This is a genomic window from Pseudarthrobacter sp. MDT1-22 (genome assembly GCF_054511035.1).
Genome location: NZ_JBTNDK010000019.1, coordinates 43,436 through 67,357, shown reverse-complemented (window position 1 = coordinate 67,357; position 23,922 = coordinate 43,436). Strand labels below are relative to the sequence as shown.

The 23,922-nt window shown below is 66.0% G+C and carries 21 protein-coding genes and 1 pseudogene; 13 read left to right on the top strand and 9 right to left on the bottom strand.

The genetic code is table 11. The features are described 5' to 3' along the window. Positions 1–4 precede the first annotated feature (4 nt). From ACX80M_RS15070 to ACX80M_RS15060, 3 genes are all read right to left on the bottom strand, one after another. A complete protein-coding gene (locus ACX80M_RS15070; RefSeq protein ID WP_252601969.1) occupies positions 5–946 on the bottom strand; it encodes an EAL domain-containing protein in 942 nt (313 codons plus the stop codon). A 287-nt stretch (positions 947–1,233) separates the two neighbouring features. Beyond that, positions 1,234–2,772, bottom strand: a complete 1,539-nt coding sequence (locus tag ACX80M_RS15065; RefSeq protein WP_252601971.1) for a putative bifunctional diguanylate cyclase/phosphodiesterase — start codon at positions 2,770–2,772, stop codon at positions 1,234–1,236. A gap of 20 nt (positions 2,773–2,792) precedes the next feature. Next, positions 2,793–4,418: a sensor histidine kinase gene (locus tag ACX80M_RS15060; RefSeq protein ID WP_252601973.1), complete on the bottom strand. Its 1,626-nt coding sequence runs from the start codon at positions 4,416–4,418 to the stop codon at positions 2,793–2,795. A gap of 134 nt (positions 4,419–4,552) precedes the next feature. Here ACX80M_RS15060 and ACX80M_RS15055 point away from each other — a divergent pair, with 134 nt between their 5' ends. The 3 genes from ACX80M_RS15055 to ACX80M_RS15045 all read left to right on the top strand — a co-directional run bounded on the left by ACX80M_RS15055 (position 4,553) and on the right by ACX80M_RS15045 (position 7,014). Continuing rightward, positions 4,553–4,939, top strand: a complete 387-nt coding sequence (locus ACX80M_RS15055; protein WP_459309917.1) for a DUF7793 family protein — start codon at positions 4,553–4,555, stop codon at positions 4,937–4,939. Between the two features lie 54 nt (positions 4,940–4,993). Beyond that, complete coding sequence (locus ACX80M_RS15050) at positions 4,994–5,818, top strand: class I SAM-dependent methyltransferase (RefSeq protein WP_252610891.1); 825 nt, start codon at positions 4,994–4,996, stop codon at positions 5,816–5,818. Positions 5,819–5,889: 71 nt separating this feature from the next. After that, positions 5,890–7,014, top strand: coding sequence for a glycerate kinase (locus ACX80M_RS15045; protein ID WP_252601979.1), 1,125 nt, complete (start codon positions 5,890–5,892; stop codon positions 7,012–7,014). A 61-nt stretch (positions 7,015–7,075) separates the two neighbouring features. Here ACX80M_RS15045 and ACX80M_RS15040 read toward each other — a convergent pair. Next, a pseudogene (locus ACX80M_RS15040) lies at positions 7,076–7,737 on the bottom strand (DUF6766 family protein). A 50-nt stretch (positions 7,738–7,787) separates the two neighbouring features. After that, positions 7,788–8,282 carry a DUF6328 family protein gene (locus ACX80M_RS15035; RefSeq protein WP_252601982.1) on the bottom strand — a complete coding sequence of 165 codons (495 nt, stop codon included), beginning with the start codon at positions 8,280–8,282 and terminating at the stop codon, positions 7,788–7,790. A gap of 185 nt (positions 8,283–8,467) precedes the next feature. On the opposite strand from ACX80M_RS15035, the gene ACX80M_RS15030 reads away from it, so the two are divergent. From ACX80M_RS15030 to ACX80M_RS15015, 4 genes are all read left to right on the top strand, one after another. Beyond that, positions 8,468–9,367 carry an SDR family oxidoreductase gene (locus tag ACX80M_RS15030; RefSeq protein ID WP_252610892.1) on the top strand — a complete coding sequence of 300 codons (900 nt, stop codon included), beginning with the start codon at positions 8,468–8,470 and terminating at the stop codon, positions 9,365–9,367. A 42-nt stretch (positions 9,368–9,409) separates the two neighbouring features. Next, complete coding sequence (locus ACX80M_RS15025) at positions 9,410–9,925, top strand: hypothetical protein (RefSeq protein ID WP_252601988.1); 516 nt, start codon at positions 9,410–9,412, stop codon at positions 9,923–9,925. 124 nt (positions 9,926–10,049) lie between these two features. After that, positions 10,050–10,868: a GAF domain-containing protein gene (locus tag ACX80M_RS15020; protein WP_252610893.1), complete on the top strand. Its 819-nt coding sequence runs from the start codon at positions 10,050–10,052 to the stop codon at positions 10,866–10,868. Next, complete coding sequence (locus tag ACX80M_RS15015; protein ID WP_252601993.1) at positions 10,865–11,728, top strand: SGNH/GDSL hydrolase family protein; 864 nt, start codon at positions 10,865–10,867, stop codon at positions 11,726–11,728. The genes ACX80M_RS15020 and ACX80M_RS15015 overlap by 4 nt, the downstream gene beginning before the upstream one ends. Before the next feature lie 30 nt (positions 11,729–11,758). Here ACX80M_RS15015 and ACX80M_RS15010 read toward each other — a convergent pair whose 3' ends face one another. Both ACX80M_RS15010 and ACX80M_RS15005 read right to left on the bottom strand, forming a co-directional pair. After that, positions 11,759–13,111, bottom strand: a complete 1,353-nt coding sequence (locus ACX80M_RS15010) for a uracil-xanthine permease family protein (RefSeq protein WP_252610894.1) — start codon at positions 13,109–13,111, stop codon at positions 11,759–11,761. A 193-nt stretch (positions 13,112–13,304) separates the two neighbouring features. After that, a complete protein-coding gene (locus tag ACX80M_RS15005) occupies positions 13,305–14,297 on the bottom strand; it encodes a serine hydrolase domain-containing protein (RefSeq protein WP_459309916.1) in 993 nt (330 codons plus the stop codon). A gap of 292 nt (positions 14,298–14,589) precedes the next feature. Here ACX80M_RS15005 and ACX80M_RS15000 point away from each other — a divergent pair, with 292 nt between their 5' ends. Further along, complete coding sequence (locus ACX80M_RS15000; RefSeq protein WP_459309915.1) at positions 14,590–15,195, top strand: malonic semialdehyde reductase; 606 nt, start codon at positions 14,590–14,592, stop codon at positions 15,193–15,195. A gap of 120 nt (positions 15,196–15,315) precedes the next feature. On the opposite strand, the gene pgm is transcribed toward ACX80M_RS15000, so the two are convergent. Then, positions 15,316–16,974, bottom strand: a complete 1,659-nt coding sequence (gene pgm, locus ACX80M_RS14995; RefSeq protein ID WP_459309914.1) for a phosphoglucomutase (alpha-D-glucose-1,6-bisphosphate-dependent) — start codon at positions 16,972–16,974, stop codon at positions 15,316–15,318. Positions 16,975–17,262: 288 nt separating this feature from the next. Between pgm and ACX80M_RS14990 the strand changes: the two genes are divergently transcribed. Both ACX80M_RS14990 and ACX80M_RS14985 read left to right on the top strand, forming a co-directional pair. Continuing rightward, positions 17,263–18,183 carry a nuclease-related domain-containing protein gene (locus ACX80M_RS14990; protein WP_252601827.1) on the top strand — a complete coding sequence of 307 codons (921 nt, stop codon included), beginning with the start codon at positions 17,263–17,265 and terminating at the stop codon, positions 18,181–18,183. Between the two features lie 78 nt (positions 18,184–18,261). Then, a complete protein-coding gene (locus tag ACX80M_RS14985; RefSeq protein WP_459309913.1) occupies positions 18,262–18,825 on the top strand; it encodes a DUF4190 domain-containing protein in 564 nt (187 codons plus the stop codon). 50 nt (positions 18,826–18,875) lie between these two features. On the opposite strand, the gene ACX80M_RS14980 is transcribed toward ACX80M_RS14985, so the two are convergent. Then, on the bottom strand, positions 18,876–19,574 hold the full coding sequence (locus ACX80M_RS14980; protein ID WP_459309912.1) for a FadR/GntR family transcriptional regulator: 699 nt from the start codon (positions 19,572–19,574) through the stop codon (positions 18,876–18,878). 133 nt (positions 19,575–19,707) lie between these two features. Between ACX80M_RS14980 and ACX80M_RS14975 the strand changes: the two genes are divergently transcribed. The 3 genes from ACX80M_RS14975 to ACX80M_RS14965 all read left to right on the top strand — a co-directional run bounded on the left by ACX80M_RS14975 (position 19,708) and on the right by ACX80M_RS14965 (position 23,893). Continuing rightward, positions 19,708–21,075, top strand: coding sequence for an SLC13 family permease (locus ACX80M_RS14975; protein ID WP_252610900.1), 1,368 nt, complete (start codon positions 19,708–19,710; stop codon positions 21,073–21,075). A 78-nt stretch (positions 21,076–21,153) separates the two neighbouring features. Next, complete coding sequence (locus ACX80M_RS14970) at positions 21,154–22,371, top strand: CaiB/BaiF CoA transferase family protein (protein WP_252610901.1); 1,218 nt, start codon at positions 21,154–21,156, stop codon at positions 22,369–22,371. Between the two features lies 1 nt (position 22,372). Beyond that, complete coding sequence (locus tag ACX80M_RS14965; protein ID WP_459309911.1) at positions 22,373–23,893, top strand: carboxyl transferase domain-containing protein; 1,521 nt, start codon at positions 22,373–22,375, stop codon at positions 23,891–23,893. Positions 23,894–23,922 lie beyond the last annotated feature (29 nt).

The window sequence follows — 23,922 nt, the reverse complement described above, 5'->3', positions numbered from 1 at the left end:
TGCGTTAGTCGGAGCCGCCGGGACCGTGGGTGCCGTGATCGGCTGCTGCGGCGAGGCGGTGGAGCCCGTCGGGGTCAAGCGGCGTATTCCATGCCGCCCAATCCTTCGGCTGCACCGAGGGCCGGCCCAGCAGGTAGCCCTGGCCGGCGCTGAAGCCCAACTCTGTGAGGACCATCAGTTCCTCGGTGGTTTCAACACCTTCGGCCACCAGAATACTGCCGATCTGCTCCGCGAAGTCCACCAGGCAAGCGGCCAGGGCGTGCTGGGACGTATCCGTGTCCACGCCGCTGATCACGTTCCTGCCCAGCTTGATGAAGTCGGGCCGCAGATGGAGCATCCGGCTGAGGGCGCCCGCGCCGGGGTGTGAGTCATCGATTGCAATGCGCAGCCCGCGTTCCCGGAGCGGCGTAATTGCGGAAACGAAATGCGAGTATTCCTCGTCCGAAATTCCGTCCGTCAATTCGAGCACAATGCGGTCTATTGGCAGCTCGATGTGGTCGAACAATTCGGGCAGCCGGGGATCCAGGCATGACGTGGGGGAGATGTTCAGGGCGACATAGACTTGCGGGGGGAGTTTTGCGGCTGCGGCGGCTGCGGATGCGAGTGCCGAGAATTCCAGGTTGGCTCCCAATCCAACGGCGGCCGCCTCGGCGAACCAGAGTTCCGCGCTGGCGCCGTCGTCGCTGACAAAGCGCGACAACGCCTCTACGCCCACTACGGCCTTGGACTCGAGGCCGTAGATGGGCTGGAACGCGGTCATCAACATCTGGTTTTCCAGCAGCGCGCTGATCCGCGACAGGCTGCGCAAGGAATCCAGCTGCTCGGCCACCTGTGGCGGCATGGCGCTGGGAGGCTGCGGGAAGCGCGCGGTGTCGGGCGTGTTCGCGTCTGTGGTGTCCTGTTGCCGGCGTTCCAGAAGATATTCCAGCAGGGCCCGTTCCGGCATGCCGGGGTTTTCCCCCAAGCGGTTGCTAAGGCGCTGACGTATTGCCGCCCCGGCAGGATCGGAATCCGCCAAAACCGCCGCAATAACTCCCCAAGCTTGTACCCGAACCGTCATTAGCAACGCCCCCAGTTGACGAAGTAATGGCTCCTTGGCCCCTTTATTTTCAAATTTCCAGATGCCTTCGGAATTCGCTACTTCTGATTAATGCCGATCTTCCTGGCCTCGAAGAATCGGATACCGCAACTTGATCGTATATCGGGATGATCCAAAGCGCAGCCCTTAATCGATCAACCTCTATTACTTTCGGAAGAAGTTTCGGCCAACAGCGCAGGAATCCGTTCGGGCGGAACGGGCTTGCTGAAGAAATAGCCCTGTGCGCTGAGGCACCCGAGGTTCCGGAGGTGCTCGGCCTGTTCCGCCGTTTCCACGCCTTCCCACACGGCTTCGAGCCCGCAGGCGCGCACTAACTGCAGGACTGCAGCCACCAGTGCCGGCTGGCTGGGGTCTGTACCCAGGCCCTCGATCAGGGACCGGTCCACTTTGACCCGGTCCACGGGGAGCCGGCGCAGGTAGCTGATGGAGGAGTATCCGGTACCGAAGTCGTCGATCTCGATCCCGACCCCCAGCCCGCGCAGCCCGCCCAGGGAATACCGGTCCAGTTCGTTGCCCCTGACGATGGCCGCTTCGGTCAGCTCCAGGACAACCTGCTCGGGACGGACGCCTGTCTCCTTGAGCACGGCGCGGACGTCCTCGATGAACTGCAGGCTCTGCAGATCCGTTGCAGAGATGTTGATCCGGACGGAAAACCGGCTGTCCACCACGTCGGCATCAATCCAGGTGCGTAGCTGGCCTACAGCGGTGCTGAGCACCCACAGGCCCAGTTCGGAGATCAGGCCGGCATCTTCTGCCAGCGGGATAAACTCGTCCGGCATGATGCGGCCGCGGGTGGGGTGGTCCCAGCGGATCAGGGCTTCCACCCCTTCAATGCGGCCGGTGCCCAGTTCAACCACAGGCTGGTAGTGCAGCACCAGACCGTTGCCCTTGATGGCGGCCCGGAGATCCTCCAGGAGTTGGCTGCGGAGCCTGCGGATGAGCAGGAGCCCGGGTTCGAAGACGTGGAGCCGGTTCTGGCCCTCGGCTTTGGAGGCGTACATGGCCACATCGGCCTCCATCAGCAGGTCCTCGGCCCTCCGCCCGGCCGCCCCGACGCTGAGTCCTACGCTCGCCCCGCAGCGGACGGTCCGGTCAGGCAGGTCAATGGGTTCCTTGATGGCGGCCAGGATGCGCTGGCCTACGACGGTGGCCTGGTCGGCGCCCGTGGCCGGCATAACGATGGCGAACTCGTCCCCGCCCAGCCGGGCAACCACGTCGCTGGTCCGGACGGCGCTGCGGATGCGTTGCGCCACGGTGATCAGGACCTGATCGCCGGCAGTGTGGCCGAGGGTGTCGTTGATGGATTTGAAGGCGTCAAGGTCAAGGAGGAGGATGACGGGCTGGCTGAGGGGATCGCCGTCGTGGTCCTGGGCGGACTTCAGTGCGGACAGAAGCGCCGAGCGGTTGGCGAGGCCGGTTAGGGGATCCTGCATGGCCATCATCTGCATTTCGCGGTGGGCTTCGTGCAGCAGCTGTGTGCGGACCTCAACACGCTGCTCAAGCTCTTCGTATATGATCTGCAGGTCCTCGGCCAGGAGGTTGGTGCCCATGATGATGGCGTCGAGCTCGTCCCGGGCCGGCGATACTTCTATGCGCGACTGGAGGTCTCCGGAGGCGAGCCGGACGATGCCATCGAGCAGCTGGGAGAGCCTGGGGTCATCGTCAGCGAACATCTGGTGCCTCCTTTCCGGGTTCAGGTTCCGTGGGACGCGTGGGCTCCAAGGCGGAGGTTCACGGTGACAGTGGTGCCAACGCCCAGCTCCGAGGTTACGTCAATGCGGCCGCCGTGGCGTTGGACGATGTCCTGCGTGATGGCGAGCCCAAGTCCGGTGCCCGGAACCGCCCCGGACATCGCGTTCGAGGCGCGGTAGAAGCGGGTGAAGATGTGGGCTATCTCGTCGCTGGAGATCCCTATCCCGCTGTCCGAGACGCTGACCGTCGCCCAGCGGGTGCCGTCTGCATCTGCCCGCGTCAGGCTGACGACGTCGATCTGTCCGCCGCCGGGGGTGAACTTGATGGCGTTGGAGACCAGATTCGTGAAAACCTGCTGGAGCTGAACCTCATCGGCAAGGATTTCCTGATCCTCCGAGGCGCGGGCCATCACAATGGCGACGTTCTGCACTGTCGCGAGCGGCCTGAGCGCGGCGGTGACGATCTCCAGAGTCCGAGCCAGCCGGACAGGGGTCAGGTGCAGCGGGCTTTGTTCATGCCCGTTGCGGGAAACGCTCAGCATGTCTTCGATCAGCAACCGCAGCCGTTCCGTGTTCCTGACCACGATGTCCAGCATCTGGTGGACCTCGCTGGACACGGGATCGGACGTATTCTCCTGGATCATGTCCAGGTACGCCATGATCGATGTCAGCGGCGTGCGGAGCTCATGGTTGACGGTGGCCAGGAAGTCGGTTTTGGCTTTGTCCAGCTGCTGGAGCTGCTTGACCACCTGCTGCTGGCTGGTGATCAGGTGGCTTTGGATCAGGCCGTGGGCGGTATTGCCTGCCACGTGCTGGATCAGTGCCAGCTCGGCCCGCGACCATTCCCTGGGCGAGTTAAGCAGGGCGATCCAAATAATTCCCAGGGACGAGCTGCCGTCCCCCATTGGGACGGCCACGGATGCGGCGGCGCGCAGCTTCGCGAGTTCGGCCGGCAGCTGGACGTCGCCGGTGCCCAGCGGTGCGAACTCTCCGTCCGCCGTCAGGGCCTCAGCCCGCGACCACAGTGCGTCAGCCGTCCTGCGCGCCGGGTCTTCGTTCGTGAACAATCCTTCGGGCAGCGGAGCAAGGCCGGGCCGCTGCCACTGGGCGGTGATGGGTGGCACCCTGTCGTCGTCGAATGTGGTCAGCCAGACGCGGTCCGCGCCGAACGTCTCGCCGAACCCCCTGACCACAAAGTCGGCGATCTGTTGCGGATGGTTGGTTCCGCGGACCGCCGCGGATACCTGCCGCAGCCTTTCGCGGAGCGTCTCCGCTTCCTGCCGCGCTTCGTTCCGGCGGGAGACCAGGTTGATCAGGGCTGTGGCGCGGTGGACGAGTTCCTTGGCAGCAGGCGGCTTGGCGATGGAGTCCCGTACGCCGGCATGCTCCACTGACTTGACCTCTGCCGGACTGTCGAGATCCACGAGGACCAGCACAGGGGCGGTCGCGTCGACGTCGGAGAGTGAACTGTCCAGGATCAGGACGGAGGGCTCGCGCTGGTCCAGAAGCGCCGACAGGCTGGCGGCGTCGCCGGCAGTTTTGACCGTGAAGCCCGCCGCTTCCAGTGCCGCCGTGGTGAATTCCCGGCGCCCGGCGTCGGGGTCCGCAACGACAGCCAGGTATGGCACGGTTGCGAAATGTGGTGTGACCGCTGGCAAACCTGCCCCCTTCGCTCCTGAGTGAGCACCTGCTTGCTCCTGACTGAGTACATTGTAGGGTGACGGAGCATACCTGTTCCTATAAGAATGCGCGGAGGGTAATCGTGACGAGTCAGCCTGCAGAAGCGGCCAAGACGGACCTGACGCTGGATGAACGGGGTGTTATCCAGCTGAAGTGGCCGCGGGGTGTGTCCATTACGGAATCCGACGCTGAGGCGGCCATGCAGAAGGTCAATGACCTGTGCGGCGCCCGCCGACACCCCATGCTGGTGGATATGGCCACCACGGCCAAGGTCAGCCGGGGAGCCCGTACGGTTTTTGGCCGCCCCTGCCAGGCCTCCCCCGTTGCGCTGCTGGGGGCGTCGCCCGTTGACAAAGTACTGGCCAACTTCATCCTGGGTATCAACAAACTGCCCTGCCCCACCCGGTTCTTTACGTCCCGCGACGATGCCATGGCCTGGCTGCTGAAGGAGCCAGCGGCCACCGCCTGAACGGACCCGCCCGGCCAAACTGCTGCGGCGTGTTCGGCGTCTTATATTTGTACGATGCCATCCCCAGCGAAACCGGTGCTCGCCGCCTTGCGGAAGTACTTGATCCTGCCCAAACTGATCAGGCTGTCCTGGTCGGCTCCCAAAAACAGGACCGCGGCCTGGGACAGGTATTGGGCCGGAATCGCCCGGACAGGCGCCCGCAGTGACGTGCTGTGGGACTCCGGCACGGACCAGGAGCTGCTGGGCTACCGGGACATCCTGCAGCGGCACTTCGATCCCAACCTTCCGGTGGTGGATGTGGGGTGCGGGCACGGCGCCTTCAGCCGCGCGCTGACTGCTTTTTCACCGCAGGTGCTGGGCGTTGACGTGTCTGCGCACGCGGTGGCCCGTGCCCGGGACGAATCGGCGGGCGTTGAGGGTGTCAGCTACCTGGCCCGTGACATGACCGAGCTGGGGGCTGTCTCCGGGCTGGTGGGATCCACGGATGCCAACGTCTTTGTCCGTGGCGTGCTGCACGTTCTGACCGAGGCCGATCAGGCCGCGCTGATGGAAAATCTGAGGCAGCTCGTGGGCGCCCGCGGCACAGTCTTTCTGGCGGAGACGAACTTCCCGGGCAACCCGGTGGAGTACGTCGCGCATCTGGGTGCGTCGCTGCGGAGCATCCCGGCCCCGCTGGAGCTCGCGATCCGGACACTGCCCATGCCGGCCCATTTCGGACCGCAGGAGCTCGCCCGTGTGATGCCCAAGGACCGGTGGACGCTGGTGGAGGACGGGGCCGCGACCATCGAGACCAACCCGCTGATGGACGCCGCTGGGAACAGCCGCGTACCGGGCTACTTTGCGGTGCTCAAGGCCAAAGATCCCGACGCCCGCCGGTAGGGGCGTCCCGCGCTGTCCGCATGCCGGATTGGGCAAGCGCTTTCCCGGACATGGCTGGCATGATGGACGGCATGCGCATTCTCATCGCTCCGGACAAGTTCAAGGGCTCGCTCACCGCCGCGGAGGCCGCCGCCGCCATCGCCGAAGGTGCGCTGCGCGTCTACCCGGACGCCGTCGCCAACCAGTTTCCAATCGCCGACGGCGGTGAAGGAACCCTGGAGGCTGCCGTCTCGGCCGGCTACGAGGAGCGGCTCAACGCCGTCGTGGGTCCCATCCTCGCCCCCGTGGGCGCCGCCTGGGCCATCCGGAAGAACGCCGACGGCGGTGCTACCGCCGTCATCGAGACGGCGCAGGCCTCCGGCCTGGCCGAGATGGAGCCCACCCCCGCCAACGCCCTGCGGGCCCACAGCTACGGCTGCGGACAGCTGATCGCCGCGGCCCTCGACGCCGGAGCCACCGAGATTGTGCTGGGTCTGGGCGGATCGGCCATGACCGACGGCGGCAGCGGTGCCCTGCGTGCGCTGGGCCTCAAGCCGCTGGACGCCGCCGGCAACGTTGTGCCGCTGGGCGGCGGATCACTCGCCGACGTTACAGCCCTGGACGCCACCGGACTGGATCCCCGGCTGTCCGCCGCCTCGTTCAGGATCGCCGTGGACGTCCAGAACCCGCTCTATGGCGCCACAGGCGCGGCCCACGTCTTCGGGGCCCAGAAGGGCGCCGACGACGAGGCAATGGAACAGCTCGACGCCGGTCTCCGCAACTGGGCGTCTGTACTCCGGGAGGCGACTGGCCGGGACGTCAACATCCCGGGAGCCGGGGCGGCGGGCGGCTTCCCGGCGTCGTTCCTTGCCTTCACCAACGCCCGGCTGGAAGGCGGGTTCGCGCTCGTCGCCGGGCTCACCGGCCTCGCGGGCCAACTGGACAACGCCGACCTGGTGATCACCGGCGAGGGTTCCATGGACTCGCAGTCGCTGACCGGCAAGGCCCCCATCGCGCTCGCCGACGCCGCCCGGGAACGCGGGATTCCGGTGATCGTGGTGGCGGGGCGGATCATGGTGACGCCCGAGGACCTCGCGGCGCACGGCGTGGTAGCCGCCGCGCAGCTGCTGGATGTCGCGGCCAGCCCGGAAGACGCCGTCGCCAACGCGGCAAAACACCTGGCCTGGGCTACCAGCCAGGTTCTGGAAGGCGCCTGAAGCCAGCCCCCGGCGGCGCTGGGCTTACTGCTTGGGCTGCGGCTGACTAGGCGCGCGCCGCTCAGGCCCCGGTCTCATAATGCGGCTCGGCCACCGGCTTGGACTCCGGTGAGCCCTTTTCGCGGAGGTAGACGGAGGCGCCCACCAGGACCGCCACGGCGAGGAATTCGCTTTGCCAGTTCTGGAAGGATTCGAACCAGAACCTGCTGGTGGCCAGATACTCCAGGATCGTCACTTGGGACTCGCCGTGGCTGAGCTGTTCCTCGTTGTATGCGGACGTGCCGCCGAAGGCGTGCAGTGTGAACGAGGCGATGAACAGTGCCAGGAGGAGCAAGGACAGGGAGTGTTCATACAGCTTCAGCACCAGGCCGCCGCGCTTCACCGGCCACGGCGTGGCCTCGCTGATGGTGGCATCGCGCGGATCCTGGTCCTGCGGCGCAGCCTTGCCCACAGGCTTGGATTCGGAGGACCCTTCTGGAAAAGGAACACGGTCAGGATCACGTACATGGCCATCTGCAGGAACTCGGATTCCCAGTTTTCAAACGTGGGCTCCACAAAATTTCCCGTAGACAGGTAGTCCAGAACCGTGACTCCCGGCTGCCCGTGGGCCGCCTGGTCCTCGCCGTAGGCGGCAGCTCCGGAGAGGATCATGCCAACAAAAAACGCCAGGAAAAGTCCGGCGTTGGCGAGCAAAAGCCCGTGTTCCTTGGCCCACGTGCGCATGTGCACTCCTTCGAATGGATCCCCAGCAGCTTGCTGGCTTATTGACCTGGCTACTGTTCGGCTGCGCGTTTATTGAGCCGCAGCGGGACATAAGCCAGCAGCACCAGAAGGACTGCCAGCAGGATTCCGCCGGCGGTCAGGCCGGCGGCTCGGCCGGCCGTCACGTCGAAGACAAGGGCGGCTGTCCCGACACTGAGCATCCCCACGCCGGCCAAGGCAATTTTGGTAATGGTGTCTGCGCTGGAGACCAGGGTTTCCTTGAGCCTTTGGCGGAAGAGCCGGCGGTGGACGCTGACGGGAAGCAGGATAAAGGCGGTGGTCAGCGTCGCGATCACAACGTTGACGAGGTAAAGGGCCACCTGGAAATCGTCCAGGTCCTCGAACCGCTGCTGGAACGGCAACGTCAGGAGAAAACCGGCCAGGATCTGGACCCCGGTCTGCAGCACCCGGAGTTCCTGCAGCAACTCAGCCCAGTTCCGGTCAAGCTGCTCCTCGCGGGTTTCATTCCGGCCGGTGCTGCCGGTGAAGTCCTCCACATCCGACATGTTTCTCCTTGCTCCGGGGCTGGGCGTGCTCCAAAACTAGGCTGAAGCTGCGCCAAGGGCAACGTTTGATAAGTTTACTGATTATTTCCTCCGGGCGCTGGACTTTGCTCCTCCGGGCGGGATAGTTTCAAAGAGCCGGTGCCGGCCGGAGCCCTTCGAAAACCGATTCAATGAAGAGGTGGACTATGAGCGATACGCAGAACCGGACAGGCCCGCCCACAGACCCCCGGGACGGCTATTACTCCGGGCCCTTCCCGAAGCAGGAACAGAAGCAGCCGGGACTCACCGCGCCGATGGATCCGAAGCCGGACCACGGCGAACTCAGCTACGAGGGGCGCGGTGCGCTGCAGGGTAAGGCCGCGCTCATCACCGGCGGCGATTCCGGGATCGGCAAGGCGGCGGCCATCGCGTTCGCCCGCGAGGGGGCCGACGTCGCAATTTCCTACCTTCCGGAAGAAGAGGAAGATGCCCAGGACACCGCCGCCTGGATCCGCAAAGCGGGCCAGCGCGCGCTGCTGCTGGCCGGAGACGGTCGGGAGGAGGACTTCAGCACCCGGATCGTCGCTGATGCTGTGGCTGAATTCGGCGGTCTGGACGTGGTGGTGCTCAACGCCGCCTACCAGAAGAACCGCGAGAGCTTCGAGTCACTCCCCACCGAGGAATTCGACCGCGTGTTCAAGACCAATCTCTATTCCTTGATCTGGACGGCCCGGGCCGCAGTTCCGCACCTGAAAGCCGGCTCCTCGATCGTTACTACGGCCTCCATCCAGGCCCTTAATCCTTCGCCGGGGCTGATCGACTACGCCATGACCAAGGCAGCGCAGGTTGCCTTCACCAAGGCGTTGGCCCAGGAACTGGGACCAAAGGGAATCCGCGTAAACGCGGTGGCCCCCGGCCCCATCTGGACTCCGCTGATCCCCGCCACGGAATGGCCGGACAAGCTGCCCACTTTCGGGCAGGACACGCCGTTGCAGCGGGCGGGTCAGCCGGCGGAGCTGGCCGCGGCGTATGTGCTGCTGGCGTCCGACCAGGGATCCTACATCTCCGGAGCAGTGCTGCCGGTGACCGGCGGCAAGGGCCTGTAACGAAGTTTGCACGTCAGATTCACATCCACAACAGGAGGAACCATGAGTCAGGACAACCAGCGCACAGAACCGCACGTGGAAGTGGGCGGCTACGGCACGCCGACGGCGGAACAGGAGGTGGGCGGCGCGGAGACTAAGCAGTTCGCCCAGCCCCGTGAGGAAGAGGACTTTGATGCCGCCGGCCTGAACCAGAACAGCCCCGACGGCGAAACGTTCGCCACGGGCACGCCCAATCTCAGCCACTTCGATGAGGAAGACAAGGACAGTGCCGGCGAGCCGGGTGCCGGCCGTTTCGGTGGCACCGATGACCAGCACCACGCCGAAAGTGACACCAATGATCCCGGGTTCGAGCCGGGCGAACCGCCCATCCCGCGCGACGCCGTCGTGCCCTCCGCCGAGGCGGAGATCAACGACGCCAACGCCGATTCGCAGGGTTCTGAACCCTTCTCGTCAGAATCCGGACAGGATGCTGCCGGCCTGCCGGACGGCAGCGGAACCGACCGCGCCAAGGACGAATCACCGAACGACGACGGCGACGAAAGTTTCGACGCCGGGTAAGCACTGTTCTGTGCCCGGACTGCGGTTTTTATGTGGGTGGTCCACGCCCTGGGGGGCCTTCACCGGACGTATCCTAGAAGCAGGTTTTGCAGTGGGCCACGCGTTTCGAACCTAGGCGTGGAACATGGCCGCGGAGACACCGGGGGAGCCGGGCTGGGAATCGCTTCCCGACCCCCAGGATGTGGTGTTCGACAGCACGGATGTTGAAGACTTCCTTGCTGCGGTTACCCGCGAGTTCATGCGCGACATCGATGGCGATTCCCGCGGGATCAGCTGGGCTGCCACCTTCTTCCGCCGCGGATCGGCCCGAACCGCCGCCGCCGGCACCCCCGCGGCCCGCGCCGCAGACGAAGAACAGTGCTCGTTTGCAGACGGACCCGTGCTTGAGGCCGTGCGCACGGGGGATTTTGTGCACCTGGCCGACGTCGCCCGCGACCGGCGATGGCCGGGCTATGCCAGTGCTGCCGCGGACCACGGCGTCAGGTCGCTGCTGTCAATGCCGATTGCGGCCGCCGCCGGTTGGAGCGCCGCACTGAGCCTCTACGCGTCCACTCCCCACGCCTTCACCAGCGAGGACATCATCAGGACGCGCCGGTATGCGCGGCAGGTTGCCCGGTCGCTGTGGATGGTGGTGCGGGTGGCGGAGCGGGCCGAAGCCGGCGCGCAACTTGCGGTAGCCCAAAGCTCCATGGTGATTATGGACCTGGCAGTAAGCGCCCTCAAATCCGATTACGGACTCGGCCATGAGGCGGCCCTGCAGTACCTCCGGACCGTCGCGCGGCATACCCGCCAGGGGCTTCGTGAGACCGCCTTGAATATTGTGGCTGCCTCGCGCCTGGACCCGGCCGGACGTGGCCGGGAAAACGCCCCTTTCCGGGGACTCGCTGGACTTGAAACCCCCTCCCTCAGCGAGGGACCCTACAAAACAGGGAGCACGGCATGAACGTCTGGAAACAGGACATTGCAGCCAAGAACACCGCTGTGGAACCGGCGCCCCACCCGTGGCACCGCCTCGTGGCACTGGGCGATTCCTTTACCGAGGGGATCGGGGATCCCGAGCCGCGCAGCGAGGGCGGTTTCCGCGGCTGGGCGGACCGTGTGGCCGAGGAGCTCAGTGCGAACCAGCCTGATTTCGCCTACGCCAACCTTGCCGTCCGGGGCCTGCTGGTACAGCAGATCCTCGACCACCAGCTTGCCGCGGCGGTCGCCCTGAAACCTGACCTGGTCACGCTCTCCGCCGGCGGTAACGACATTGTTTTCCGGCGCAGCGATCCTGACCGGCTCGCAGAAAAAATCGACGACGGTGTGGCACAACTGGCAAGGTCCGGCGCCACCGTGGTCCTCTTTGCCGGGCCGGACTGGGGTGCGACGCCGGTCTTCAGCCAGATCCGCGGCAAAGTGGCCATCTTCAATGAGAACCTCCACGCGGTGGCGGCCCGCCATGACGCGGTCATGGTTGACCTGTGGTTCCTGCGCGAACTGTCGAACCCGGGCATGTGGGATCCGGACCGGCTGCACTTCTCACCGCTGGGGCACCACACCATCGCCGCGGCCGTGCTGAAGGCCCTGGGTGTCCCGCACACGCTGGAGCCCCTGGCGCCCAAGCCGCCGCTGCCCCGCAGCTGGAAGGAGGCCAGGACCGAGGACCTCATCTGGGCACGGGAATACCTGGTTCCGTGGGTGATCCGGCAACTGAAGCACCCGCCAGAAGCGGAGCTGTCCGCCAAGCGTCCCGAGCCGCGGCCGGTCTTCGGCATCGGAACCCCGCCCGGACCATTCATCGGCGGCGGTCGCGCGGCCTGACGCAGGAGCCTGACCCGGGGCCCGAAAAGGTCAGCGTTTCTTCGGCGCGCGTTTCGCTGCTGCGTTGACGGCGGCCCTCACGGCAGGAGGCAGGCCCGCCTGCTCCGTTTCCGGTTCAGCCACCGAGCCGCGGGCCTTCGCGATGGCTTTCATGCCGTGGTAAATCACCAGGGCGGCGGCTGAGCCGAGGGCGATGCCCGTGAACGTCAGTTCCCCTATGGTCCACGTGTAGTCGGCAATACCGATGATCAGCGCGACGGCGGCGGTGGTCAGGTTCACCGGGTTGGAGAAGTTCACCTTGTTCTGTACCCAGATCTTGACGCCCAGGATTCCGATCATGCCGTAGAGCATGGTGGCCGCTCCGCCCAGCACGCCCGGCGGGACCGTGGCAATGAGTTCGCCGAATTTCGGCGAGAAGCTCAGCACAATGGCGAAGACGCCGGCAACCCAGTACGCCGCCGTCGAATACACCTTGGTGGCCGCCATAACGCCGATGTTCTCCGCGTACGTGGTGGTGCCGGAGCCGCCGCCGATGCCGGCGAGGACCGTGGCGGCACCGTCGGCCATCAGCGCGCGGCCGGAGACGCCGTCGAGGTTTTGGCCGGTCATGGCCGCCACGGACTTCACGTGCCCGATGTTTTCGGCCACGAGGACCAGTACCACGGGGACAAAGAGGCCAAGCACGCCCACGTGGAACTCGGGGGTCTGGAAGTGCGGGAGGCCGATCCAGGCGGCGGCTTCCATTTTTTCGTAGCTCACTTCGCCGCGCAGCATGGCGACGAGGTAGCCCACCACCACGCCCACGAGGATGCTGAGCCGGCCGACGATTCCGCGGAAAAGAACGCCGACCAGGATGATGGTGGCCAGCGTAATGACGGCGGTGACGGGGGCGGCGTCGAAGTTCATTTTCGCCGCGGGTGCAAGGTTCAGGCCGATCAGTGCCACGATGGCGCCGGTGACGATGGGCGGCATCAGCCGGTTGATCCAGCCCGCGCCGAACTTCTGCACGATCGCGCCGATCAGGGCCAGTGCGACGCCGGCGAGCACCACTCCGCCCAGCGCGCCGGGCACGCCGAACTGCTGTTGGGACGCCATGATGGGCGCGATGAACGCGAAGCTGGAGCCGAGGTAGCTGGGCACCCGCCCCTTGGTGATGACCAGGAACAGCAGCGTGCCGATGCCGGAGAAGAAGAGGGTGGTGGCCGGTGGCATCCCGGTGATGATGGGCACCAGGAAGGTGGCTCCGAACATGGCTACGACGTGCTGCATGCCCACGCCGATGGTCAGAGGCCAGGCCAGCCGCTCATCCGGAGCAACCACGTGGCCGGGCTTAATCGATTTGCCGGTGCCGTGGAGCTTCCATTTCATTCCGAGCATGCTCATGGTCGGGGCCTTTCAAGGGGGTTGCCGCTGGGGCTGGGATCTTCCGGTGCAACAATACCGCGCGGCCCGGTCCGGGTTCAGCAAGTGCTGTCGAGTGCCTTCCGCGCGATCCTCAATACTTCCCAGGCCAGCTCATTGCTGGGCGCGTACGGGGTGAGGTTTAGCGGTCCAGGTGGATACGCCAGATTAATGGTCAACTGGCGCCTGGCGTCCGGGGTTGTCGGGCCATCGTTCCGTATCCTGCCGTGTCGCCCGCGTGGCCGTAGTAGAAGCCGCCTTCGCAGGCGTCGCCCCACCGGTCGAGGCCCAGCCCGTAGCCCTCGGGCGCCAGCAGCATCTCCTTGACGGTGTCGGGCTTCAGGAGCCGCCCGTCCATGAGCGCAGCGTAGAACGTGTTCACGTCGCCGACAGTCGAGACGAGGCCGGCCGCGGTGTTGCCGATGAGCCCGGCCAGGTACGCAGTGTCCAGCCGAACGCCGTCGACAGTGATGTAGCCATGGACCATGTTTGCGGGTGCCGGACCGGGGCCGGTCATATGCGTGCCGGTCAGCCTGAGGGGGTCGATAATGTCTGACCGGAAGATCTGGGCGATGGGCTGGCCGCGCAGGCGCTGCACGATGAGGCCAAGGGTAATGTAGTTCGCGTTGGCGTACAGCATGCGGTCGCCGGGCGTCAGCACCCAGGGCACGATGGCTGTCAGGGCAAGAATTTCTTCAGCCGTGATGGGCTGCGTCAGCGCCTGCTGCAGCGTGCGCGACGTCAGTTGCGGGTCGTGATAGTTGGGCATTCCGCTGGTGTGCCGCAGGAGATGCTCCACCGTGACAGGGCCTGGCGGCTTCATCAGGGTGTCGAATTCGGGGAGGTGTCGTCCCACCGGGTCCTGGATCTGGATGATGCCTTCCTCGACGAGCTTGAGGACCGAAACGGCGACCATGGACTTGGTGACACTGGCGACGTGGACCGGGTCGGTGACCTCAGCCGGCGTCGACGTTTCGAGGCTGCGGGCCCCGCGAGCCGACGAAAATGTCTCGCCGTCGATCCGCGCCTCGATCAGGACTGCCGGGGCTCCGAGGTCCAGCATCCTTTTGCTGAATTCCGCCAGGATGGTCCGGTACGTCACGGACGCTCGGGTGACCTGCACAGGCGCCGGCGGTGCCGCTGTGCAGCCCGTCAGCACGACTGCCACGATGGCGGCCAGAACGGCGGAGAACCGGATCCGTGATGGGCGATTCCGAGGCTCCGACATGTTTTCACGTCCCTGCTGGGGTCGGGCGGCGCAGGGAGCACGATCAGGCAGGCTGCGCCTTTACCGCCCATGTTCCTCAGGCTTTCTGGAGGGGTCAAGCAGAAATCCCGCCTCCGCTGTGGTGAACGTCACCTGCGTATTGGGAAGAGGTCCGGCCTGCTTGAAGTTACAACTATGGAAAGCAGACCGCCGGCCCATCATTTGCGATGAGCGGCCCAGCGAAAGGTACGCCATGACTATTGCCCACGAAGAAGCGGTTATCGATTCGGCCGCCGTCGACGCCATTTTTGCCGAGGCCCGCACGGCCAACTCCTTTACCGGTGAGGTGACCGAGGACCAGGCCCGCGCCATCTATGAGCTCACGAAGTTCGGCCCCACGGCTTTCAACTCCCAGCCCCTCCGCGTGACCTACGTCCGCTCGGACGAGGCCCGCGCCACGCTGGTCGACACCCTGGCCAACGGCAACAAGGCCAAGACCGCCTCCGCGCCGCTGGTTGCCATCCTCAGCTACGACACCGCCTGGGCCGAGCAATGGGACAACTTCCTCCCCGAATACAACGCTCCGAAGGCCATGTACGACGCCGCCCCGGACCTGGCTGCGTCCACCGGCAACAACAACGCCCACCTGCAGGCCGGCTACTTCATCCTGGCCGTCCGGTCCCTCGGCCTCGCAGCCGGCCCGATGACCGGAGCCGACTTCGGTGCCATCGACGCCGCGTTCTTCCCGGCCGGCGACCAGATGAGCTTCCTGGTGGTCAACATCGGCCAGGCCGGCGCAGACGCCTGGGGCGCAGCGAAGCCCAAGTTCAGCTACGAGGACGTTGTCCGCACCGTCTAACGCTCTCTCACTTAATGCGGCTTTAACGCCGACGCTCTCTCACTTTCTTGACGAAAGTGAGAGAGCGTCGGTCATTTAAGCGCATTAAGTGAGAGAGCGTTTGGTCTTTTTTTGGGGAGGTTAGGCGATGACGCCGTCCACCAGCGCCTTGGCTTCCGCCTGGACCTGCTTGAGGTGCTCCTCGCCCTTGAAGGACTCGGCGTAGATCTTGTAGACGTCCTCGGTCCCGGACGGGCGCGCAGCGAACCAGGCGTTCTCCGTGACCACCTTGAGCCCTCCGATGGACGCGCCGTTGCCGGGCGCCTCGGTCAGCTTGGCGGTAATGGTTTCGCCGGCCAGTTCAGTTGCGGTGACGTCCGACGGCGAGAGCTTGCCGAGTGCCGCCTTCTGCTCCCGCGTGGCTGCTGCATCAATGCGCGCGTAGACGGGGGCGCCGAACTGGTCGGTCAGGCCCTTGTACAGCTGGGACGGCGACTTGCCGGTGACAGCGGTGATCTCCGAGGCCAGCAGCGCCAGCAGGATGCCGTCCTTGTCGGTGGTCCAGACACTGCCATCCAGCTTGTTAAAGGAAGCGCCGGCAGACTCTTCGCCGCCGAACGCGCCTTCGCCGGACAGCAGGCCCGGCACAAACCACTTGAAGCCCACAGGGACCTCAACCAGTTTGCGGCCCAGGCTTTCCGCCACACGGTCGATGATCGAGGACGAAACCAGGGTCTTGCCCACCACCGAGTTGGGGTTCCAGCCGCTGCGGTTGCGGTAGAGGTAATCGATGGCGACGGCGAGGTAATGGTTCGGGTTCATTAGGCCACCGTCCGGGGTCACAATGCCGTGGCGGTCGGCGTCGGCGTCGTTGCCGGTGGCGACGTCGAACGCGGCTGAACTGCCGCCGTCGGACATCCTGTTGATCAGGGAAGCCATAGCGAACGGCGAGGAGCAGTCCATCCGGATCTTCTCGTCCCAGTCCAAGGTCATGAACGCCCACTGGGGATCCACGGTGGGGTTCACCACGGTCAGGTCCAGGTGGTGGCGCTCGCCGATCTCGCCCCAGTAATCCACTGCAGCCCCGCCCATGGGGTCGGCGCCGATGCGGACACCGGCCTCGCGGATGGCGTCCAGGTTCAACACGGACGGGAGGTCGTCAACGTAGCTGCTGAGGAAGTCGAACTTGCCGGTGCTGTCCGCGGCGAGGGCGTCGGAGACGGGAATGCGCTTCACTCCCCGCAGGTCGCTTTCGAGGAGTTCGTTGGCGCGGTTGGCGATCCAGCCCGTGGCGTCGGAATCGGCCGGGCCGCCGTGCGGAGGGTTGTACTTGAAGCCGCCGTCTCCGGGCGGGTTGTGGCTGGGCGTGACCACAATGCCGTCCGCTTCCGGAGTGCCGGGCTGGCGGTTGTTGTTGTAGGTGAGGATCGCGTGGCTAAGCGCGGGTGTGGGGGTGTACCCGTGCCGTGCGTCGATCAGCACGTGCACGCCGTTGGCGGCGAAGACCTCGAGGGCGGAGTTCTGCGCCGGCTCGCTGAGGGCGTGGGTGTCCTTCGCCAGGAAAAGCGGGCCGGTGATGCCCTGCCCGGCGCGGTATTCCACGATTGCCTGCGTGATCGCGACGATATGTTTTTCGTTGAACGACGCCTTGAGGCTCGAGCCGCGGTGCCCGGAAGTGCCGAACGCCACGCGCTGGCCGGGATCACCCATATCCGGCGTGATGTCGTAATACGCGTCGAGGAGCGCAGTGATGTCAACAAGGTCCTGGGGTTGGGCAACTGTGCCCGCGCGGCTAGCCATGGCACCAGCATGCCAGACGTGGGCTGGAGTCAAAACGCGCGGTCCATAATCCGGTCCCTATGACGCGGAAAAGTCCCCGCCGGACGCTTGGCAGCAAGTAGTCAAAGCAAGTACTGGCCCCGAAAGTACCTATATACCGGCTCCCCGCGGCGCTGCTACGTTCGGAAAAGCTCAGGAAAGAATGCCCGACGGCGGGGAGCGCCGCCGTCGGGCAGTGCGGTAAGTGTCTGGCACTGCAGTAAGTCGCACACTGCAGTGAGTTGGCATGCGGGAGCCAGGGGGTAGGTCATGGGGGCAGGAGACGGCGCGGCCGAGCAGTCGAGGCTTGCTGCAGAAAGGGTGCAGCGGCTGAAACGCCAACTCGATCAGGCCGAACGGGCCACGAAGTCGTGGGACGCCAGTGCTGTGGGCGAACGGCTTGTGGCGGACAGGTTGAGCCTGCTCATTCCGCACGGCTGGTACCTGCTGAACGACGTCCACTGGCCCGGGCGGCCCAAAGCCATCCTTGACCATGTGCTGGTTGGTCCTGGCGGGGTGGTGGTGGTCGATGCCAAGAACTGGACCGGAGAGGTCAGTGTCGCCGCCGGTGTCCTGTGGCAGGGCCGGTTTGCCAGGACGCAGTCGGTTGACGGGGCATTGGCGCAGTGCGCCGCCGTCGCATCCGTGCTGGCGCCGCCCCACCGGCGGTTCGTCCGCCCGTTGATCTGCCTCACCGGGCAGCCGGACCTCTTCGGCATCACCAATTCAGACGTCGCCGTGGCAGGGGCAGACCGCGTTGTTGCTGCCGTCCTGGCGCTGCCCCCGGTGCTGGACCAGCAGACGGTGGTGGGCCTGTATGCGCACCTCGGCGAGCAGCTCACGCAGGAATCCGCGGCGGAAAGTCCTGCAGTGAACTCGCTGACCGTGAAGCCGCTGACAGTTAAGTCACCGACCGTAGAGCCGGCTAAGTCACCGACCGTAGAGCCGAAGGGTGGAGGGCCGCCGGTGGCTGGGCCGCCGCGGGCCGGGCAGACAGGGGGCCAGCGCGGGCCCCGGCACCCCGCCTATGGCACCCGCCGTGGGGCGCGTAGTGGGGCCGGCAGCGGCGGCTCGGGACGCGCCAGGAAGTCGAAGGCGCAGCACGACGCGGCCAATGGAATGACCCGGTTGATGTTCCTGGCTGCCTTTGTGGTTTTTGCTGTCTACGTGCTGCCGTATTGGGGGCGGTAGCACTGGATGAGTGCGGCTGTAGGCCCGTGATGCAGGCGGCGGTAGGCTGGGAAGCGGAGACTTCGAATGGGGAAAATCATGACTGACCAGCCAACTCCGCGCCCTGATTCGCAAGGGTCCGGTGCGGGACCCGGCGATTCGCCGGCAGGCTACGAGCCGCCGCAGTTTGTGCCGCCGCAGGGCCCAAGCATTCCGGCGCCGCCGCCGTATGACCAGAACCCGTACGGCCAGAATCAGTTTGGCCAGGACCAGTACAGCCAGTCAGGCCAGTACAACCAACCCGGTGCCTACAGCCAGCCTGGCGATCCGTACGGCGCGACGTATGGCCAGCCCGCAAGCCCTTACGGCCAGCCGGCGTACGGGCAGCCCGCCTACTACGGCATGCCCGCCCAGCAGCCAAAGGGCCTGAGCATCGCCAGCATGGTCCTCGGGATTTCCTCGGTCATCCTTGGCTGGTTCATGATTCCGCAGATCGCCGCAATCATCACCGGCCATCTGGCCCTCCGCCGGGAACCCTCTGGCAAGGGCATGTCCATCACCGGGCTGGTCCTGGGCTACCTTTGCCTGCTGGGTTACGGGGCGTTCTGGTTGTTCGTCATCATCGGACTGGCCATGTACCGCTCGTCCGGGTACTCATACTGAGCCAGCCTGGGGAGGTAACGCACCCGGCCGGCCGCCGGCGTCCTGACGGATCAGCGGAGCAGCTCCACGTCCGAGACCAGCTCAATGTGGGCCAACATGGCTGCGGCTGCACCAGTGGGGTGCTGCGCGCGGATGGCGTCTGCAATGGTCCGGTGCGAGGCCAGCGACTGTTCGGGCCGCCCCGGCTGTCCCAACGACTCTATCCGCGTTTCCAGGATCATTTCGGCGATGACCGCCATCAGCTGGGCCAGTACCGCTGAGTGGGCGGCGCCGGTGACCGCCTGATGGAACAGCTCGTCGCCGTGCGCGCCGCGCTCGCCCCCTCCGATTTCGGCGGCCATGACCTCCAAGGCCGCGTCGATGGCCGCCAGGTCCTCCTCCGTGCGCCGTTCCGCGGCCAGTGCGGCCAGTTTCACCTCAAGGGTGCTGCGCGCCTCCACGATTTCCGGCAGCCGGCTCTGGTGTTCACGCAGGCCCTTGATCACTGATGCCACGCTGGACCGCCGGGCCAGGACGGCGCCGGTACCGTGCTGCACATCGATCACTCCCAGCACTTCGAGCGCCACCAGCGCCTGGGCCAGCGTCGCCCGCGAAACCCCCAGCCGATCGGCCAGGTCGCGTTCGGCCGGCAGCAGATCGCCCGGCACCAGCTGGGCGGACTCGATATAGGCCAGGATCTGCTCCACCAGCTGCTCGTACAGCCGTGGCCGCGATACGCGCTCCAGGCCAAGCCGTGCCGTCTTCTCCACATGGGCCTCACTATGTCGTCGGTTTCCCCAAGAATACACGGCAGGCGTATTGACAGATAGACCTAGTGTCTAGGAGGCTAGTCCAGTGAGTCAGTTACTCACGTCACATTTTTCCTTCCTAGGAGGACCAACGATGTCCGCTCCTGTCTTATCGATCATCATCCTGGCCGCAATGTTCCTGCTCGCCACCGTCCTGCCCCTGAACATGGGTGCCCTTGCGTTTGTCGGTTCCTTCCTGCTGGGCAGCGTGGTGTTGGGCATGTCCACTAACGAGATCCTGGCTAACTTTCCCGGCGGCCTGTTCCTGACCATCGTCGGGGTCACCTACCTTTTCGCCATTGCGCAGAACAACGGCACCATCGACCTCCTGGTCCGCGGGGCCGTCAGGATGGTGGGCAACCGGGTGGCCCTGATTCCGTGGGTTATGTTTGCCGTCACCGCGCTCATTACGTCCGTTGGCGCACTGTCTCCCGCCGCCGTCGCCATCATTGCCCCGATTGCCCTCAGCTTCGCCGGTAAGTACAAGATCAGCCCGCTGCTGATGGGCATGATGGTTATCCACGGCGCCCAGGCCGGCGGATTCTCCCCGATTGCCGTCTACGGCGTCACAGTCAACGGCATCCTCGCCAAGACAAACCTGGATTTCAGCCCCACCGCGCTCTTCCTGAGCAGCCTGGTGTTCAACCTCGTCATCGCACTCGTGCTGTTCATTGTCCTGGGCGGCCGGGCCCTCCTGTCCTCCCGGGTGAGCCATTTCGTAGAGCAGGCTGCCGAAGCCCGCATGGCCGTGAGTGTTGGCGCCAAGGCAGGATCAGATGTTCCGTTCAAGGGCTTCGGCTCCGGCATGTACGGCCCCCGCGACCATGCAGGCGACGGCGTCGCAGCCACCAAGGAGCGGTCGGAGCGGATCCCCCAGCTGGTGACCATCGCCGGCCTGATCGCACTGGCCGTCATTGCCCTGGGCTTCAAAGTCGACGTCGGCTTTGTATCCATCACCATCGCCATCGTGCTGGCACTGGTCTCGCCGAAGGCCCAGAAGGGCGCGATCAACAAGATCAGCTGGTCAACGGTGCTCCTGATCTGCGGCATGCTCACGTTTGTCGGAGTCCTGGAGGAGGCCGGAACCATCCAGTTTGTTTCCAACGGCGTGGCCGCCATGGGCATGCCGCTGCTGGCGGCCCTCCTCATCTGCTACATCGGCGCCGTTGTGTCCGCGTTCGCATCCTCCACGGCCATCCTCGCCGCCCTCATCCCGCTGGCCGTGCCGTTCCTCTCCACCGGTGAGATCGGCGCCGTCGGCGTGATCTGTGCGCTCGCGGTCGCCGCCACCATCGTGGACGTTTCCCCGTTCTCCACCAACGGGGCACTGGTCCTGGCCAATGCCCCGGAAGGCGTGGACAAGGACAGCTTCTACAAGCAGATCCTCGGCTACAGCGGGATCGTCATCGTGGCCGGACCGCTCCTCGCGTGGCTGGCCCTGGTGGTTCCGGGCTGGCTCTAAGTGCCCGCCCCGATCCCGCCCAGCACGGGCCGCTTTGCCGGCAATTGTGCACCAACCTCACCCCGAAGGAATCCAGCAATGAGCAGAACAGACGAAGACCACAGGAGCGGCCCACTGTCAGGGCACCTCGTGGTGGACCTGAGCCGGGCGCTCGCAGGACCGCACGCCGGCATGATGCTGGCCGATCTCGGTGCCCGCGTCATCAAGGTGGAGAACCCCGGATCCGGTGACGACACCCGCGGCTGGGGCCCGCCGTTCGTCGGGCCCGAGGACGATCTGCAGTCCACCTATTTCATGTCCTGCAACCGGAACAAGGAGTCCATCAGCCTGGACCTGAAAGGCACTGACGGGCAGGAGGTGCTGCGCGGGCTGCTGGAACGTGCCGACGTCGTCATTGAAAACTTCCGCCCCGGCGTGATGGACCGGCTCGGTTTCTCCACCGCCGCGATGCATGACCTCAATCCGCGGCTGGTGATCCTCTCCATCACCGGGTTCGGGCACGACGGCCCGGAGTCCCAGCGCAGCGGCTATGACCAGATCCTTCAGGGCGAGGCCGGGCTGATGTCGCTCACCGGCTCCGGGCCGGAGGACCCCCAGCGCGTGGGTGTGCCCATCGCCGACCTCCTGTCCGGAATGAACGGGGCCTTCGGCGTCCTCGCAGCGCTGGTGGAGCGGGACAGGACCGACGCCGGGCAGATCGTCCGCACCTCACTGCTGGCGTCGCTCATCGGCGTCCACGCCTTCCAGGGGACACGCACCACCGTCGCCGGCGAAGTACCCCAGGCCCAGGGCAACCACCACCCGTCCATCGCCCCCTACGGCCTGTTCGCGTGCCGTAACGGGTCCGTCCAGATCAGCGTCGGCAGCGAAAAGCTGTGGTCCTCGTTCGCCGCGGCCTTTGGCCTCGATCCGGCAGCGACGGGCTTCGCCAGTAACGCGGAGAGGGTGCGAAACCGCACGGCGGTGATTGCCGCCGTCGAACGCGTTTTTGCCGCGTATGGTGCCGCCGAGCTGCTCGAAAAACTGAACGACGCCGGGATCCCGGCCGGGAAGGTGCGCTCGCTGGACGAGGTGTACGCCTGGGAGCAGGTGGCATCGCAGGGGCTGGTGGTTGATGTGGAGCATCCGGTGCTTGGGAAGGTCAGCCTGCCCGGGCCCCCGCTGAGGTTTTTCTCACGCGGCGACGCAGCAGAGACCACCCCGACCGAACACGATGCGCCGCCCCTTCTGAACGGGGACGGACAGAAAATCCGCGAGTGGCTGGGCATGTCTGCGGCCGTTGCGGGGGTGAACTAAGGTGCTGACGACGGAAAAGGTCAGGCACCTGGACGCGGCCGGGCTGCTGGCGGCCGTTGTTGATCCGGGCACGTTCGTCTCCTGGGACATGCCTGTCCGGCAGCCGGACGCGAACGTGGACTACGCCCGCGACCTCGCAAAGGCGCGGGAACGGAGCGGAACGGACGAATCAGTCATCACCGGATCCGGCCGGATCCGGGGACACCGGGTGGCGGTCATCGTCAGCGAATTCTCCTTCCTGGCCGGATCGATCGGCCATGCGGCAGCCCAGCGGATCGTCGCCGCCGTGGAGCGGGCTACCGCCGAAGGGCTCCCCTTGCTGGCAGGCCCCGCTTCAGGCGGAACGCGTATGCAGGAGGGGACCCTGGCGTTCCTGTCCATGGTAAAGATCACCGGGGCCGTGCGTGCCCACCGCCAGGCCGGGCTGCCGTATCTGGTCTACCTGCGGCATCCCACCACCGGGGGAGTGATGGCCTCCTGGGGCTCGCTGGGCCACATCAACGTGGCCGAACCGGGGGCGCTGCTGGGCTTCCTGGGCCCGCGCGTCTACGAAGCCCTGCACGGGGAGGCCTTTCCGGACGGTGTGCAGGTGGCGGAGAATCTGTTCAGCAAGGGCCTGATCGACGCCGTCGTGGAACCGTCAGAGCTTGCGGAGATTATCGGGCGGGCACTGGACATCCTCGCGGCGAAGCCCACGACGAGTCCCACTGCCGGGCCCGTTCACCGACCGGCAACCCTCGCCGTGCGGCCGGCGGCCGTGGACGCGTGGATGTCCATCGGCATTTCCAGGCAGCCGCGCCGCCCGGACCTGCGCCAGCTCCTCCGGTACGGCGCCGATGACGCCCTTCCCCTGAACGGAACAGGCCAGGGCGAAAAGGACCCTGGCCTCCTGCTGGCCCTGGCCCGGTTCGGCGGACAGTCCTGCATCGTCCTGGGCCATGCCCGCCCCCTGCGCAAGGACGCAGCCGGAATGGGTCCCGGTTCCCTGCGGGAGGCGCGGCGGGGGATGAAGCTTGCCGAGGAACTCCGTCTGCCGTTGCTGACCGTCATCGACACCGCAGGTGCGGCCTTGTCGCAGGAAGCGGAAGAAGGCGGTCTGGCCGGCGAGATCGCACGGTCCCTCCACGAACTGATCGGGCTGGAGTCGCCGTCGGTCTCTGTGCTGCTGGGGCAGGGCGCCGGCGGCGGCGCGCTGGCGCTGCTCCCGGCGGACCGGACCATCGCCGCCCAGCACAGCTGGCTGTCGCCGCTGCCGCCCGAGGGGGCCAGCGCGATTGTGCACCGCACCACGGATTTTGCGCCGCAGATGGCCGACGCCCAAGGCGTCAATGTAGGCGCGCTCTACGCCAACGGCCTGGTGGACCACATCGTGGATGAACGGGACGACGCGTCACTGGAGCCCAGGGAGTTCTGCGCCCGGATGGCCCGGGCCATCGAATACGAGCTGGGGACCCTGGCTGGTGTTCCGGTTTCTGAACTGTTGGCGGCACGGTCCAGGAAGTTCCGGGAGCTCGGCGGGTAGGCGCCCACGTCCGGGCAGCGGAAAGGCCC

What these genes read in the sequence shown, in the direction of transcription:
- ACX80M_RS15070 (WP_252601969.1), bottom strand. Translation starts at nt 946, where the DNA reads ATGCCGGAACGGGCCCTGCTGGAATATCTTCTGGAACGCCGGCAACAG.
- ACX80M_RS15065 (WP_252601971.1), bottom strand. Translation starts at nt 2,772, where the DNA reads ATGTTCGCTGACGATGACCCCAGGCTCTCCCAGCTGCTCGATGGCATC.
- ACX80M_RS15050 (WP_252610891.1), top strand. Translation starts at nt 4,994, where the DNA reads ATGCCATCCCCAGCGAAACCGGTGCTCGCCGCCTTGCGGAAGTACTTG.
- ACX80M_RS15045 (WP_252601979.1), top strand. Translation starts at nt 5,890, where the DNA reads ATGCGCATTCTCATCGCTCCGGACAAGTTCAAGGGCTCGCTCACCGCC.
- ACX80M_RS15035 (WP_252601982.1), bottom strand. Translation starts at nt 8,282, where the DNA reads ATGTCGGATGTGGAGGACTTCACCGGCAGCACCGGCCGGAATGAAACC.
- ACX80M_RS15030 (WP_252610892.1), top strand. Translation starts at nt 8,468, where the DNA reads ATGAGCGATACGCAGAACCGGACAGGCCCGCCCACAGACCCCCGGGAC.
- ACX80M_RS15025 (WP_252601988.1), top strand. Translation starts at nt 9,410, where the DNA reads ATGAGTCAGGACAACCAGCGCACAGAACCGCACGTGGAAGTGGGCGGC.
- ACX80M_RS15020 (WP_252610893.1), top strand. Translation starts at nt 10,050, where the DNA reads ATGGCCGCGGAGACACCGGGGGAGCCGGGCTGGGAATCGCTTCCCGAC.
- ACX80M_RS15015 (WP_252601993.1), top strand. Translation starts at nt 10,865, where the DNA reads ATGAACGTCTGGAAACAGGACATTGCAGCCAAGAACACCGCTGTGGAA.
- ACX80M_RS15010 (WP_252610894.1), bottom strand. Translation starts at nt 13,111, where the DNA reads ATGAGCATGCTCGGAATGAAATGGAAGCTCCACGGCACCGGCAAATCG.
- ACX80M_RS15000 (WP_459309915.1), top strand. Translation starts at nt 14,590, where the DNA reads ATGACTATTGCCCACGAAGAAGCGGTTATCGATTCGGCCGCCGTCGAC.
- pgm (WP_459309914.1), bottom strand. Translation starts at nt 16,974, where the DNA reads ATGGCTAGCCGCGCGGGCACAGTTGCCCAACCCCAGGACCTTGTTGAC.
- ACX80M_RS14990 (WP_252601827.1), top strand. Translation starts at nt 17,263, where the DNA reads ATGGGGGCAGGAGACGGCGCGGCCGAGCAGTCGAGGCTTGCTGCAGAA.
- ACX80M_RS14985 (WP_459309913.1), top strand. Translation starts at nt 18,262, where the DNA reads ATGACTGACCAGCCAACTCCGCGCCCTGATTCGCAAGGGTCCGGTGCG.
- ACX80M_RS14975 (WP_252610900.1), top strand. Translation starts at nt 19,708, where the DNA reads ATGTCCGCTCCTGTCTTATCGATCATCATCCTGGCCGCAATGTTCCTG.
- ACX80M_RS14970 (WP_252610901.1), top strand. Translation starts at nt 21,154, where the DNA reads ATGAGCAGAACAGACGAAGACCACAGGAGCGGCCCACTGTCAGGGCAC.